The organism is Vibrio pectenicida (assembly GCA_024347015.1).
Classification (GTDB): domain Bacteria; phylum Pseudomonadota; class Gammaproteobacteria; order Enterobacterales; family Vibrionaceae; genus Vibrio; species Vibrio pectenicida.
The window spans coordinates 583829-598627 of the sequence record AP024890.1; the positions used below are offsets into that span (position 1 = coordinate 583829).

Sequence of the window (14799 nt, forward strand, 5' to 3'; positions counted from 1 at the left end):
ACCATGATAGGGGTATGGCTGTGACGACTAAAACACATAAAATTTTGCAATCTATGGGGCTTGAAGAGCTCAAAAGACTTGCTAGAGAGAAAAGAAATAACAAAGCACAGCTCATGGAAGCGAATGCACCATCGGATAAAAACCGAAAAATCTTTCCTTTGACGGATGCACAAAAGAGTATTTGGGCGTTAGAGCAATACCAAAAAGGCAACAAAGCTTATAACAACCCGCTTGCTATTACTTGTCACATTGACCATGAATTTACCCCTGATCGTGTTCAAGACACGTTAAAAAAAATGGCCGACCGCCATAATATATTTCGAACTAAGATCCGTAATGTTGATAACGAACCGTGTCAATTTGTTGATGATAAGGTGACGATGGATGTCGGTTTTGATGATGTCTCATCTATGCCTGACGAAGAAAAACACCATTGGATCATGCAGGTTGCGAAAGAAGAAGGGTGCAAGTCTTTTGACCTAGAAAATGGACCATTATTTCGTTGGAGAATGGCGAAGACGCAGCCTAGTGAATACGTATTGATGCTGACTTTCCATCATATTATTTCTGATGGCTGGACGGTCAGTTTATGCTTTTTGGAATTCATGAAAACCTATTTTGGGCATGGCAACGAGCAAGCCCCTCAGTTTACTGAGTATGCGCTCAACCAAAGTCTCTATTTCGAGCAAGGAAAATACCAAAAGGGCATCGAATATTGGAGTGATAAGCTAAGCGGAGCAGAAGGGATACTGGATATTGCCACTGATCATCCTCGTCCTGATACCATGAGCTTTGCAGGCAGTTATGTCAGTAAGTTTCTTAGCGGAGATTTTTGCCAAAAACTTCAATCTGCTGCTGCTAAGCAAGGTGCGACAACTTTCCATCTAATGCTGGCAGCCTACAAACTACTTTTGCACAAATATAGCGGTCAACAAGATATCATTATTGGTGTTCCTTTCGCCAATCGTTTGGATGCTAAAACGCAAGATATGTTGGGGCTTTTTATGAATACCCTGCCACTGCGTTTTCAATTAGATAGCCATTCAAGTCTAGCGTCTGTTGTTGAAGCCGCGAAAAAAGAAAGCTCGCAGGCAATGACACATCAGGATGTGCCCTTTAATCGAATTCTTGAAGCTATCGATCATCCACGTGACTTAGCAATTAATCCACTGTATCAAGCTGTGTTAAGTTATCAAGTTTACCCACATTCACGTGGACAAAAAGGATTCAGCTATACGCCATTAAAAGTCGATTATGGTGTCGCTAAACTGGATCTAAATCTTTGGGTAGAGGAAGACGGAGATGGTTTAGTCTGCACCATTAATTATGATACGGCCTTGTTTGAACACGCGACGATAGAAAGAATGTTGGATGGCCTAAATACTATTCTTTCTGCCATTGTAGAAACGCCAGATAAGACGATTGCTGACCTGTCTTTGCTTACCCAGAGTGAAGAGAAGAAACTTCTTGAAAGATGTGTTACCAAAGAGCAGAGGTCGTTACATCCGATACACCTTCACTTTGAACATAGTGCTGAACATTTCCCAAATAATATTGCGCTGCGTTGTGGCAATCGGGCGCTCAGTTACCAAGAATTAAATCAGTCGGCTAACCAGCTAGCACAGAGGTTGTTGTTGGAGGGCGTCAGCTTAGGTGAACCTGTTGCGATAGCTATGGATAAAAGCGAACTGAGTGTAGTTTCTATTTTAGCGATTCTCAAAGCTGGTGGCTGCTATCTGCCTATCGATATCAACTTGCCTGAGTCAAAAATAGCGTACATTTTAAATGATGCAAAAGCTAAGAACGTGATATATGCAAGTAAGATCCCACAGCATATAGAAAGTATTGCACAGCGGACATCATTAAACTGGATTGATCTACTGGATGAACCAGAAAACGATAAAATTTCACAGGAAAACCTGTTTACCGACCCCAACAGTGAGCGTCCGGCCTATATTATTTATACTTCAGGTAGCACTGGCAACCCAAAAGGCGTATGTGTTTACCACTCGCAGCTAAGTGCATATTGTCAATCCGTTGCGCCAGTATTAGCTCAATCTGAACACGCTCGCTATGGGATGTTTTCTTCGTTTTCGACTGATCTCGCCCATACCATGCTATTTCCTGCTCTTGTTGGGCGTGGAGAGCTTGTTATCTTCACAAAAGAGATGTTGGAAAGCCCTGAAGCACTGGCAGATCATCTGAAAGACAATCCGATTGATTGCGCTAAAATAACCCCCACACACCTCTCAGCCTTGTTGAATGTCCCCAATGCTGGGGATATCTTACCACAAAGTACTCTAGTGCTTGGAGGAGAAGCCTTACCCGTATCCATAGTTCAAAAAGTTAAAACCTTGAGACCGGATTGTCGTCTTGTTAACCATTACGGGCCAACAGAATGTACTGTCGGCGTGACTACATACTTATTGCCAAATGATTTAGCACAATTAGACGCTAAGTTTGTTCCAATTGGCCAGCCTTTAAAGGGCAACCATGTATTGATTTTGGACGCGAATCAGCAGCTTGTGCCATCGGGTTTAGCGGGTGAACTTTGTATTGGAGGCCGACAAATTGCTAGTGGGTACATAGGTGAATCGAACATCAGTCAACATCAGTTTATCGACCACCCTTATCTAGCGGGAGAGCGCTTATACCGCACAGGAGATAAAGGTCGGTTCAACAGCCTTGGTGATCTTGAGTATCTTGGCCGGCTGGATAGGCAGGTAAAGGTCAGAGGTTTTAGGGTCGAATTAGGCGAAATTGAGAAAGCCATCTGTGAGCAAGATTATGTTGAGAGTGCTGCTGTGATTCAAAGGCACCAAGGTCAACTAAGCCAATTGATAGCGTATGTGAGTTGTCATCCAGAGCAAACGAATTCCGACACTCAATCGATCATTAAGCAGCAAGTTGAGAACAGTTTACCCGCTTATATGCATCCTGAGAGCTGGCTATGGCTTGAGTCTATGCCCATGACAGCCAGTGGAAAGATAAACTACCGACAGTTGCCTGAAGAGTCGATAAATAATGAATGTCACAGTGCAGTAGAACCTAAAAATGACATGGAGGTGCGTTTACAGGTAATTTATCACAGGGTATTAAGCCGAGATATTGTGAGCACGGAAACCAAGTTTCTTGATCTTGGCGGCAACTCTATCAGTGCTTTGAAACTTCTTATTGAAGTGAACAAAGCGTTTTCTATGGCCATGACCTTAGGAGAGTTTTTTGCACATAGCAGCATTGTAGAATTAGCCATGTATATCGAGCAATACTCGGTAAGTCATTTGGGTGAGCACTCCTTAGTTCTTCTAAACAAAGGCAATCCAGAGACTCATTCGAGCTTGATTTTAGTTCATCCGGCTGGTGGAAACGTGATGTGCTATAACGAGTTTACTCGCGGCTTAGATAAGAGTTATCCGGTTTATGGTATTCAGGTGTCGAACTTTAGCACAGTGGCTGAATACAATCATGAATTGTCTCGCTTGGCTGGGCATTACGTAGAGCAATTGGGTAAGCTATCGCAGCAATCTGAACTCATTATTGGTGGATGGTCTTTAGGTGGAACGATTGCCTTTGAAATGGCTTGTCAGATTGAGCAGTTTACGGGTAATCAGCCCAAGGTTTTGGTGTTCGATCAGCCTGCGCCTCAAGTGAATGTTGATGATAGTGCGAACATGGAGGAGCATGATAGGCTGGCCTATTTTGCTCAGAAAGTAGAGCGGTTTACTGGAACATCATTTAATACTTCAGGAACCCAATTGGCGGCCATGTCTGATATTGAGAGAAGTGATGTGTTTCTTGATGGTTTTCGAAAGGCCCAAATGGTCCCAGACAATATCAGTGCTGAAGATTTCCAATATTTCCTTACCATTTTACAAGCTCATATGACGGCGACAGATCGCTATCAAGGGCAGCCTTATGGAGGCCAAGTTGTGGTTGCTGAAGCGCAAGACATTTTACCTGGCCGTACTCGCTTAGCCAGTGAAGGACTTGGGTGGCAGAAATTTAGTAAGAGGCCTTTGAAGGTGGTCCCTGCCTTGGGTGATCATATTTCAATGATGAACGCTCCATATATTACTCAATTGGCTGTTTGCCTACAGGAGGAAATACTTTGAGCAGTATCGCTATATCGACGCAGGATAGCGAAGTCGTTGTTTCAAAAAAGGAGTGGTGGGCTATTTTTGGTGGCCTTATCGGTGGCTTTATGGCCATTTTGGATATTCAGATTACTAACTCCTCAATGAAGGTCATTCAGGGAGCGCTTTCCGCCTCCCTAGATGATGCTTCTTGGTTGATGACGTCTTACTTTACTGCGGAGATTGTAGCGATTCCTCTTTGTGGATGGTTATCACAAGCCCTTGGCACCGGAAGATACGCGTTATGGTGTATTGGTGGATTTCTTGGTTCATCTTTGTTGTGTTCTATGGCATGGAACTTAGACTCAATGATTGTATTTCGAGCTATGCAAGGATTTTGCGGTGGTGCGCTAATTCCTTTATCGTTTCGGCTTATTATTGAAATTCTTCCACAAGAGAAAAGGGCGATGGGGATGTCGCTATTTAGTATTATTGCGACTTTTGCCCCAGCGATTGGTCCTGCAATCGGGGGCTGGTTAACTGAACACTTCTCATGGCATGCTATTTTTTACGTCAATATATTCCCCTCTGTATTGGCATGGGTGTTAATTCAACGATCTATGAAACATCCCATCATCGATTGGAACATCATTCGTCAAGGCGATTATTTGGGCGTCGTGAGTGTGATGGTTTTTTTAGGAACCTTGGAAGTTATATTGGAAAAAGGTGGAGATGAAAATTGGTTTGATTCAAGGATGATCTGCATTTTAACTGTTATTTCAGCCGTGAGTTTTATCATTTTTGTGTACGATCAAATTGTATGTCGTCACCCGTTAATCAATATTCGTTTATTAAGTGAGCATCAATATTCTTATTCCTTGTTGATTTTTGCCATGCTTGGTTCGGCTATTTACGGTACTTTATTTCTGGTGCCGTATTACCTAACTATGATTCATGATTACAACGCGACAGAAATAGGGCATGTGGTGATTTGGATGGGCTTACCTCAACTGGTTATTTTACCATTTATTCCATACCTTATTCGTCGATTCAATCCTAAATATCTAATATTTATCGGTTTTATGGGTTTATCGATCAGCTCTTTTATGGATTGTTTCATGAACGCAGATTTTGCGGGGCCACAGATGATCGCCTCTATGTTAGTTAGAGCGTTAGGACAGCCGTTTATTATGGTGCCTCTCTCTATGCTCGCGACGAAGAATATCAAAGCAGAAGATGCTGCCTCTTCTGCCGTATTAATTAATATATTTCGCAGTATTGGCGGTTCGATGGGCATAGCAATACTGTCGACATATTTTATCACTCGAATGGACTTTCACCTCGATGCGGTAAAATCAAGAGTGTCAATTGGTAGTCAAGAGTTTTACCACTATCTAGGTGAAGTAAAAAATGTGCTGTTAAATCAGGGGTTACCGACAGACAACGAGCACTTGCAACGAACCGCCGTCAATATTCTCGGCGAAAGAATGGCAGTACAGTCACAGATCATGGCATTTAACGATCTATTTATGATCATGGGTGTCATGATGCTGGCAACGGCAATTATGGTGTTGTGTTCAAACCGTGATTTTCGGCTTCAACTCAAGCAGGAGGAAGCAATATGAGTAATAAAAATCCTATTGGTATAGGGAGCTACTTATTATCACATGAAGCTCGTATGACGATTATTATTCCTATCCTTTTATACAATATTGTTTTTTGGGTTCTGGGAGCGGGTCCAGCTCTAATCATCACGGCCTGCTATTCAGCTATGTTTGAGGTATTTAGTCAGCGCACAGGCTCTCTATCTATTATTGCGCTAATCCTGATTTCCGGTTGCGTGCATTATTTATATTTGCATGGCTACCGTTTTTTCAAAATTGGGGAAGAAAGTGTTTTACTGTCTGTGGGTGGTTCACTCTCCGTTATTCTTGTGTTCGGCTTTTATTCTTTTATTGGACGCCCTGTGGTGAGAATCCAAGCTGAAAATGCGCTTCCTCGTTTGACTCAACTGCCTGTATACGGTACTCCAAAATACGCTCAGGTATGGCAAGAGGTGTCTATTGCATGGATCTTCGCTTACGCAGTCAAAGCACTGCTTGTGGTTATGCTTTCAAGCGATCTACCTAATTACGCAGACTATTTTGTTTTTATTGGCGCTTGGCCCCTGACTATCGCCATGATTATCTTCAGTTTTTATTGGCCTAGCTTTCGCTTGGCATCAGAAAAGTCAATCAAATCTTCAAGGGATGATGATCCATCGCTTCAGTAGATTTGATAAGTATGGGCAGACTTTAAACAATCGTTGACAACTAAAAACTCAAAGGGAAACAATATGAATAAATTAGTCAATCCGGCAATTGTTCTTGATAGCTATCCACAAGGTGCTATTGCTACGGATAACTTTCGTCTATCAAACAATCCGCTTGGAGAGCTAAAGCCAGGTGAATTTTTGGTTGAAAACTTATGGTTATCGATGGATCCATACACTCGTCCACGCCTGAATAAAACCACGGCTTATGTTGAACCGATCGGCTTAGGTAACGTCATTCAGGGGGAGACCATTGCCAAGGTGATTGAAAGTAAAAGTTCAAAGTATCTGGTAGGAGACCTAGTGGGGACTTTTTCGGGATGGCAGAAGTATTATATCGCTCATGAAGAAGAGCTCATGGTCAATCGCCTTCCTGATACACATTTATCACCAACTCTCTTCCTCGGCGTTTCTGGCACACCCGGCCGCGCAGCATATTTCGGTCTATTTAAAATCGCAAAGCCTAAAGCAGGCGAAACCATGGTAGTCTCTGCGGCATCAGGAGCTGTAGGTTCTGTTGCTGGACAGATAGGAAAAATGCTTGGTTGTCGTGTGGTTGGCATTGCTGGCAGTGATGAAAAGTGTCGCTATGTTGTTGACGAGCTGGGTTTTGATGTGTGCGTAAACTACAAGGATGATAACTTTAGTGACGCCATTACCAATGCTTGCCCTGATGGTGTTGATATTTACTTTGAGAATGTTGGTGGACGAACTTCTTCCCTCGTAGCTCGGCATCTTAATGAAGGTGCACGAGTTCCAATTTGCGGAAGTGCTGCTTTATATAACAAAGGTAAGGATGTGGATTCTAACGCATTGTCACGTTTCTATTCATCATTACCCACAGCCCCTGAGAATCGTTTTTTTCTCGTTACAGAGTGGATGAATGATGCAGCTAGCGCGGTTCGTTGGCTGACAGAAGCGGCTGAAGCAGGTCAGATTAAGTTTCGTGAAACCATAACGGATGGATTGGAAAATGCTCCCCAAGCATTTGTTGATTTACTGGAAGGGAATCATTTTGGCAAACCATTAGTTAGGATTTAATCTTTTTGCCTTTTTTAATTAGTTGGTCATGTTATGAAAAAAATACTCAAGATTGTTATTCCGCTAATGACGTTAGTTATGATTGGTAGCGCTTATTGGTATTATTATGGGCGTTTTTTTCAATCGACAGATAATGCCTATGTGCAAACTGATATTACTCATGTCAGCTCGCGTATTGATGCTGAGGTAGTGAAAATACTTATTCATGATAACCAACGAGTTAAAAAAGGCGATGTATTGGCATTACTTGACGATAGAGAGTTGGTCATAAAGGAACAGCTAGCAGAGGCTAATTTAGCTCAAAGTCGGGCAGAGCAAGCCAATGCCAATGCTGCGTTTCAAATGCAGAAAAGTACCATTGAGGAATATCAAAGTAAGATCATTTCAGCAAAAGCGAAATACCAATATTCTTTAGAACAATATAAGCGCTTTCAAGCACTTGAAAAACAGAATTATATTTCGAAAGGGGAGAGAGATAATAGTGCTTCAGCATACAAAGTTGATGAAGCTGCTTATTATGAAGCACAAGCGAGCCTTAAAACTCAGCAGGATAGGCTTTTGGTATTGAAAAGTGAGATTGAACAAGTAAATGCCATGGTTATTCAAGCCAAAACCAACCTTTCGCAAGCGAGATTGGAGTTGGGTTATACACGTATTCTTGCTCCTATCGATGGTGTAATTAGCAACCGTAATCTACAGGTTGGTATGATGATCCAGCAGGGACAATCTGTGGTTAGTATTGTTTCTGATCGCCCCCCTTGGGTTTTAGCAAACTTTAAAGAAACTCAGAAATCACGTATGCATAGTGGACAACCCGTCAATGTTACCATTGATGCGTACCCTGGCAAGACATTTGCGGCAACCATTGACAGCCTTGCTCCCGCCACAGGGGCGACATTTGCACTGTTGCCTCCAGATAATGCAACTGGTAACTTCACTAAGGTGGTCCAAAGAGTATCAGTCAAGGTTGTATTTGATAATCCTATTGAGGTAGATAATGGTTTATCAGCCGTTGTCACAGTCGATACTCGTGAATAATCCTAGGGATTAAACCTTTTTTAAGTATTTTTGGTTAATGTATTAGGCTGTATCGGCTTTTCATGGTTGATTTTGATTCGAGATAAGTAGGGAGATGAAATGCGTATATTACTTGTTGAAGACGATCCTATGCTTGGTAACGCGATTACAGCTTCTCTTGCTAGGCACCATTATACTACAGATTGGGTAACTTCAGGAGAGAGTGCTTTACATGCACTTAAGGCTGATGACTTTCTTCTCATCATTCTTGATATTGGTTTACCCGGCATTAGCGGGTTACAAGTATTAAAAGAGCTGAGAGATAAAGGTGATAAAACGCCGGTATTGATTTTGAGTGCACGGGATGAATTAGATGATCGCGTCTACGGGTTAAACCATGGAGCAGACGATTACTTAGTCAAACCGTTCCAATTGGAAGAATTGCTTGCCAGAATGGGGGCGTTAATCAGACGTTCGGCGGGTATTGCTGATGATACCGTTATTCTCGGGGATGTATCAGTTTCGGTTAATTCGCATAAGGTTACTGTTGCGGGTGAGTGTATTAACCTAACGCCGAATGAATTTAAAATACTCCTTTATCTTGTGACGAATTCAGGTCGAGTGTTGAGTAAAACTCAGATACTGCAAAATATGCATGGTTGGGATGAAAGCGCAGGACTCAATTCAATAGAAGTTCACATTCATAACCTGAGAAAAAAAATGCCCAAAGATACGATAAAAAATATTCGAGGTGTTGGATACATCATCCAGTAAAAATATGAAATTAAAATCAATAAAACGCCGTGTTGCAGCAGTCAGTGTTGAGCTGTGTTTGGCGGTGATAACCGTTTCCATTGCCTGGGTTTATTTTGACACCTCAAAGGCAATTAATGAGGTCAACGATGCACGCCTTGAAGATCTAAGTGAAAGCTTTTTGAAAGTTTTAGTAATGACGGATCCTTCTGTGCTCGGTGAGGCTCAAGATATGGAGCCCGAAGAAATGTTAGCCCAAATAACAAGCAAGACATCACCTGAAGATAAGCTAGAACAATGGTCTTCAGAAAAGCTACTTAAGGATGATTTTTCTTACCTCTTACTTGATGCACAGGGTTCAGTGCTTGCTAACTCTTCTAACGCACCGCCCGTTGACTTAGTTTTAATGCGCCAACCTGGTTTAAATGACATAAAAGATCAAAAGCAGAACAATATATGGCGTGGGATCACCATGGTTTTGACTCAGCCCAAAACTGGTGAATTGCTTTGGCTTTGGTTAGGTGAAGATAAGCATTTAAGAAGTAAGATTGAAAACAAAATCTCGATGCCCGCAATTGTTCCCTTGCTAGTTACAACTCCTCTGTTATGTATCTTATTGGTACTATTTACTTATCACTTATTTGCACCAATCAGTCGGTTAGAGAAAGAAATTGCTGAAAAATCGATAGATAACCTTTCACATGTCAATATTTCGAATGTACCTACCGAAATTGACGGCTTAGTTAAACGTTTGAATTTTTTATTCGATCAAGTAGACGCTGCATGGCAAAGAGAAAAGCGCTTTAATCAAGATGCCGCTCATGAACTTCGAACGCCACTAGCGGTTATCAAACTCAACGCTCAAAATGCACTTAAAACGGAAAATATTGACGAAAAAAACCATGATCTAGCCCAAATAGAGCAAAGCATTATTCGCTCAGAGCGAACGATAGAACAATTGCTAACTTTGGCAAAAATAGAAAGTGGCTTGACGGTTGATTTGACTAGGCCAGTTGATGTTGTTTCCTTGCTACGCTGTGTTATTGCTGAATTAGTCCCATTGGCACTTAAACAAGGTCAAGAAATCATGCTTGATGCCACACAAGACCACTATTTGATACAAGGGAATGACATTTTTTTAAACTGTCTTTTTCGTAATCTGATTGACAATGCCATCCGCTATTCGGGAGAGGGATCTAATATATTGGCTGAAGTGGTGCCAAATAATGGTCATGTAAAAATAGTGATATCTGATAGTGGTCGAGGAATGAGTGAAGAAGATATAGAACGTATTTTTGAGCGCTTTTTCCGGGCGAGAGAAACCCAAAATCAAGTGCAAGGTGTTGGCTTAGGAATGGCGATTGTCGAGCGAGTTATCGCACTGCATGAAGGAACTATTTCTGTTTGGCCACAAGATCCTGGTCTTGCGTTTATCGTCACTTTGCCTAATCAACGATCTATAGACCAAGTTGAAGTTGTCAGTCTATAGAAAATTTGTTACTGGGTAACTGAGCTTAGTAGTAATGCATAAATAGAACATTTATGGCAGAAGTAAATCACCGATATTAAGCTGTTATTTTGACTATTGTTATTACAGTTTAAATGACTAAAAGGTGATAAAAAACCCCTCTAGTGATAGAGGGGTTTTTTGGTTTTTTTAAAAAGTTCCGTATTAATTTCAAAAAATGTGAACTGGATCTTGATTCATTGCTAACTTATCAATAGCAATTAAAATTTATTATTTTCAACAGCTTAAAAATTAATCATATTTTTGTTACTTCAGTAATTGCTAATTTATCTCTTTAATAAGAAACAAATTGCACTTCACATTTGATTTTTTCGTACTATTTTATAAATGTTTATGAAAAAGCTTGGTTTTCTGAGTGTTATATGAACAAAGGTTATAACCTATATGGACGTTAAATTATGAAAATTAAATTATTAGCCGCTTTGGTTGCGGCAACAGCATGTGGTACGAACGCTTTTGCAGCAGAAGTTTACAACAGTGAAGGCACAACACTCTCTATCGGCGGCCACGTCTCTGTGGGTGTCGGTGAGTACGATTCAAATGATGATGTAGATGTTGAAGAGGTTTCACCTCGTATCAATATTGCAGGGTCTCAAGATGTCGGCAACGGTGTTGTTGTTGATATGAAAGGTGAGTGGTCGGTCAATGTACTAGATGGCGGACAGAACTCTTTCTCTACTCGTTTAGGCTATATCGGTGTAACACACGAAGAGATGGGCCGCATGGTTGTCGGAACCCAGTGGTCTCCATATTACGATGTGGGTGGCGTTGCTGATATGCCTATCGCATTTGCTAACGATTTCTTGTACGACTATCTAATGGGCGGTGCTCGTGCTGAGCGAATGGTGAGCTACAGAAAATCATTTGCAGTTGCTGAAGATGGCATGTTCAATGTAGCTCTTGGCTGGCAGGGCGATGAAACTGAGTCAAATGTTGATGCGAGAATGCAGGCAGCGATCAGTCTTGATATGATGGGCTTTGGTTTAGGCTATGCTTATTCCGGTGGTGAACTTCTAGTTGGAGCGAAAAAAGAAGATGCAACTTCTCACATCTTTTCGCTTGACTACGGTTCATACGGCTCTGGCGTATATACGGCTGTTGTTTATGGTATGAATGAATACTTCTATAGCTTTGGTGGGTCGTATCTTGAAGAAACTGTTCAGCTTGAAGGTTTGCTTGCTTACGGTATGGATAATGGCCTTAATGTAAGCGTTAACTACGAAGCTGCTGAGAATGACAAAACTAGCAAGACTTTATTTAGCCAGTCTGCAATTCAGTTTGAGTATACCGTGGCACCAAGCTTTGTTACTTTTGCAGCTTATCAGATAGACCTAGGTGACGACGACGACGCAACAAAAGACGACGATAAATGGATCGTTGGTATGCGTTACTACCTATAAGCTCTTAATCCAACTGCCTTGACACGCAATTGTGTTAGCGCCTATTCAAATTTGAATAGGCGCTTTTCTATTGTAAGAAAAACTTTGTGCATAAGTTCAATTTTTTGTTTTGCTTTATGTCGCTCATACGCCGATTTCTATTACCATCTAGCATAGTGAATAATGGTAAGGAGCAGATATGGGCTCGGTTAAACACGGCAGTAAATTCGTCCAACCGACAAAGGTTCTTTGTGTGGGGCGAAATTATCATGATCATATAAAAGAGTTAAATAATGCAATCCCTGATGAAATGGTGGTGTTTAATAAACCGCCTTCATCTATTCATAGCCAGTTATGTTCCTACCATGGAGAAGCTATTCACTACGAAGGTGAGATTTGCTTTATGGTTAAAGATGGGCAATTTTGTGCTGTAGGTTTAGGGCTGGATTTAACCAAACGTCAATTACAGTCTGAGCTTAAAAGTAAAGGATTACCATGGGAGCGTGCGAAGGCATTTGATGGCTCTGCTGTATTTAGTCGTTTTATTTCTATTGAAGGTATTCTGGTTGAAAATTTAGAAATTGAACTATTTATCAATTGTGTGCGCGTGCAAAAAGGTACAGTAGCTGAAATGATTTATCCACCTCAATCCATTTTGCAGGAATTGACAACTTATACAAGTTTAGTTGATGGCGATATAGTGATGACGGGGACACCGAAAGGCGTTGGTGAAGTCCACCAAGGAGATATCTTCTTGGGACGATTAAGTTGTCAAAGTAAGATTTTGCTGGAAGTTGAGTGGATTGCGCAGTAATAGCTTTCAGATGATAAAAACTTAAGTCGTTAAATTCTATTAAGTCTTAATTTTTAGGTAAAGCGCTGCCTTGGTTGCTTTTTCTCTCAAAACAGCGCACTAAATAACGATTATAACTGCCCTTGGTCATTTTCCCCTATAACCTGTGTTTCTAACTTAAGTGTCTGAGTTGGGAAAGCAATATCAGCGTTATGCTGGTGAATAATGCCCATAATTTTAAGTAGAACGTCTTCTTTCACTTGATGGTAGCGTACCCAGTTGACCGTTTTGGTAAAGGTGTACACTAGCATTTGCAGTGATGATGGACCAAATGCATTAAAATTTACTATGAGTGTCTGTTTGGTATCAATATCAGGGTGGTTTTGAAGCATCGATTTAATATCATTTACTATGTTCTCAACTTTGTGGCTGTCATTATAACGAACGCCAATAGTTTCCTTGATTCTTCTATTTAGCATTCGGGAAGGGTTTTCCACAACAATGCTGCTGAAAACAGAGTTTGGAACATATAGAGGCCGCTTTTCGAAGGTTCGAATGATGGTCATTCTCCATCCGATGCGCTCAACCGTTCCTTCTATTTGACGATCGGGCGAACGAATCCAATCACCTACCTTGAATGGACGATCAAAGTAAATCATCATACCGCCAAAGAAGTTAGAAAGTAGATCTTTAGCGGCTAAACCTACGATCAAACCACCCACACCACCAAATGTCAGTAAACCGGATAGGCTAAGGCCAAAAGCTTGCATGATAGTGAGTGTGCCGATAATGATGAAAATTAGTCGTGAGACTTTAGCGATTGCTTGAACTGTTGTTTCATCATGTGTTTTTTTCTTGAGAACAAAGCTTTCTACATTGTTAATAAAGCGTATTGTTATCCAGGCAAAAATAGCGATAAAAATTGGTAATTTTAATGTACTGAGCCAACCGAGTTTAATCCCAAAGTGCTCTTGAATAAAAAAGTCGAGTGATACTGTTGCTGGTAAACACCAAATTAACACGCTAATAGGTGTTTTTAATGCGTGTAGCGTAAGGTCATCCCAATCAAATTTGGTTTTTTTTGACAGAAACTCTAGCCGATTGTATATCACTCGCCATGTAACCCAAGCAAGGAAGCTGGCCGTAGTAATAAACAAAAAGTTGGTATTCCAACTTTGTAAAAATGTAGTTAGGGATTGTGCTAAGGGAGATGACGACTCCATCATTCATTGACTCTTATGGTTACAAACACTTGCAACAGTATAAAGATATGTTGCCTATCAAACTAGTGATGTTCTTAGTAAAAGCTTTTGCTAATTTACATACAAGGAAAAAATATGACCCATATATTATATCACTTTGTATGGTATTCATTTTTAAAGGGATTGGCTTATTTTTTGCTGCTAAAATGCTCTGATAACGCTGCGCGACGTTTTTGGGCAGCGCCACCGCTATTGTTCACTGTATCTTCAAAACCTGCTTTTATAAAGCGCTGAGTTGGGTTACTAGGATTTAAGCGTTTTAGTTGCGGGGACTCAAAAGTGCCTGAAACTTGATAAATGGACTTGCCGCTTCCTGTTGTTACTGTAATTAAGGTCCCATCAAACTCAAAATTGGTAGTAATTAGTCGCTCGTTACGAAATACACCGCGTTTGCTGAATGTTAGTATCTCAGTATCGTACTCAGGGGACCCTATCTCTATCCATCGGCCATACACGTGTTTTGGGTGTATGTAATCCTTATAGCTAAAATATAAAATGGCAGAAAATGCGACTATTAGTGCTACGAGAAGTGTACCCGCAGATAACTTAAGGAAAGTTTCTTTTGTAAAATTAGAGCTTTGTTCCGGCTCGGAGTCTTTATTTTTCTTATTTGATGCCACACTAAACGGCTCATTTCATCAA

General features: G+C 41.0%; 11 protein-coding genes. 9 read left to right on the forward strand and 2 right to left on the reverse strand.

The features are described from left to right. The first annotated feature begins 14 nt into the window (after positions 1-14). The 9 genes from OCV27_RS17675 to OCV27_RS17715 all read left to right on the forward strand — a co-directional run bounded on the left by OCV27_RS17675 (position 15) and on the right by OCV27_RS17715 (position 12916). On the forward strand, positions 15-4112 hold the full coding sequence (locus OCV27_RS17675; RefSeq protein ID WP_337969480.1) for a non-ribosomal peptide synthetase: 4098 nt from the start codon (positions 15-17) through the stop codon (positions 4110-4112). Further along, complete coding sequence (locus OCV27_RS17680; protein WP_171361185.1) at positions 4109-5698, forward strand: MDR family MFS transporter; 1590 nt, start codon at positions 4109-4111, stop codon at positions 5696-5698. The genes OCV27_RS17675 and OCV27_RS17680 overlap by 4 nt, the downstream gene beginning before the upstream one ends. Continuing rightward, the gene (locus OCV27_RS17685) at positions 5695-6345 is read left to right on the forward strand and encodes a hypothetical protein (RefSeq protein WP_337969481.1); all 651 of its coding nucleotides are present in this window, start codon (positions 5695-5697) and stop codon (positions 6343-6345) included. Before OCV27_RS17680 ends, OCV27_RS17685 begins: the two co-directional genes overlap by 4 nt. A 63-nt stretch (positions 6346-6408) precedes the next feature. Next, positions 6409-7425: an NADP-dependent oxidoreductase gene (locus OCV27_RS17690; RefSeq protein WP_171361183.1), complete on the forward strand. Its 1017-nt coding sequence runs from the start codon at positions 6409-6411 to the stop codon at positions 7423-7425. A gap of 33 nt (positions 7426-7458) precedes the next feature. After that, positions 7459-8463: an HlyD family secretion protein gene (locus OCV27_RS17695; protein WP_337969482.1), complete on the forward strand. Its 1005-nt coding sequence runs from the start codon at positions 7459-7461 to the stop codon at positions 8461-8463. A 99-nt stretch (positions 8464-8562) separates the two neighbouring features. Then, on the forward strand, positions 8563-9216 hold the full coding sequence (locus OCV27_RS17700) for a response regulator transcription factor (RefSeq protein WP_171361181.1): 654 nt from the start codon (positions 8563-8565) through the stop codon (positions 9214-9216). A 4-nt stretch (positions 9217-9220) separates the two neighbouring features. Then, positions 9221-10684 (forward strand): ATP-binding protein, encoded by a 1464-nt coding sequence (locus OCV27_RS17705; RefSeq protein WP_337969483.1) that lies wholly within the window; start codon positions 9221-9223, stop codon positions 10682-10684. A 437-nt stretch (positions 10685-11121) separates the two neighbouring features. Further along, on the forward strand, positions 11122-12123 hold the full coding sequence (locus OCV27_RS17710; RefSeq protein ID WP_125321172.1) for a porin: 1002 nt from the start codon (positions 11122-11124) through the stop codon (positions 12121-12123). Positions 12124-12301: 178 nt separating this feature from the next. Beyond that, positions 12302-12916: a fumarylacetoacetate hydrolase family protein gene (locus OCV27_RS17715; RefSeq protein WP_125321174.1), complete on the forward strand. Its 615-nt coding sequence runs from the start codon at positions 12302-12304 to the stop codon at positions 12914-12916. A gap of 110 nt (positions 12917-13026) precedes the next feature. Here the strand turns inward: OCV27_RS17715 and OCV27_RS17720 are convergent, their stop codons facing one another. Together OCV27_RS17720 and OCV27_RS17725 are read right to left on the reverse strand one after the other, a co-directional pair. Further along, the gene (locus OCV27_RS17720; protein ID WP_125321175.1) at positions 13027-14121 is read right to left on the reverse strand and encodes a mechanosensitive ion channel family protein; all 1095 of its coding nucleotides are present in this window, start codon (positions 14119-14121) and stop codon (positions 13027-13029) included. 164 nt (positions 14122-14285) lie between these two features. Beyond that, a complete protein-coding gene (locus OCV27_RS17725) occupies positions 14286-14777 on the reverse strand; it encodes a DUF2850 domain-containing protein (RefSeq protein WP_125321176.1) in 492 nt (163 codons plus the stop codon). Positions 14778-14799: the final 22 nt, after the last annotated feature.

Excerpts from the sequence above, each read along its gene's own strand:
- OCV27_RS17685 (WP_337969481.1), top strand. The coding sequence starts at position 5,695 with ATGAGTAATAAAAATCCTATTGGTATAGGGAGCTACTTATTATCACAT.
- OCV27_RS17705 (WP_337969483.1), top strand. The coding sequence starts at position 9,221 with ATGAAATTAAAATCAATAAAACGCCGTGTTGCAGCAGTCAGTGTTGAG.
- OCV27_RS17690 (WP_171361183.1), top strand. The coding sequence starts at position 6,409 with ATGAATAAATTAGTCAATCCGGCAATTGTTCTTGATAGCTATCCACAA.
- OCV27_RS17715 (WP_125321174.1), top strand. The coding sequence starts at position 12,302 with ATGGGCTCGGTTAAACACGGCAGTAAATTCGTCCAACCGACAAAGGTT.
- OCV27_RS17675 (WP_337969480.1), top strand. The coding sequence starts at position 15 with ATGGCTGTGACGACTAAAACACATAAAATTTTGCAATCTATGGGGCTT.
- OCV27_RS17720 (WP_125321175.1), bottom strand. The coding sequence starts at position 14,121 with ATGATGGAGTCGTCATCTCCCTTAGCACAATCCCTAACTACATTTTTA.
- OCV27_RS17695 (WP_337969482.1), top strand. The coding sequence starts at position 7,459 with ATGAAAAAAATACTCAAGATTGTTATTCCGCTAATGACGTTAGTTATG.
- OCV27_RS17710 (WP_125321172.1), top strand. The coding sequence starts at position 11,122 with ATGAAAATTAAATTATTAGCCGCTTTGGTTGCGGCAACAGCATGTGGT.
- OCV27_RS17700 (WP_171361181.1), top strand. The coding sequence starts at position 8,563 with ATGCGTATATTACTTGTTGAAGACGATCCTATGCTTGGTAACGCGATT.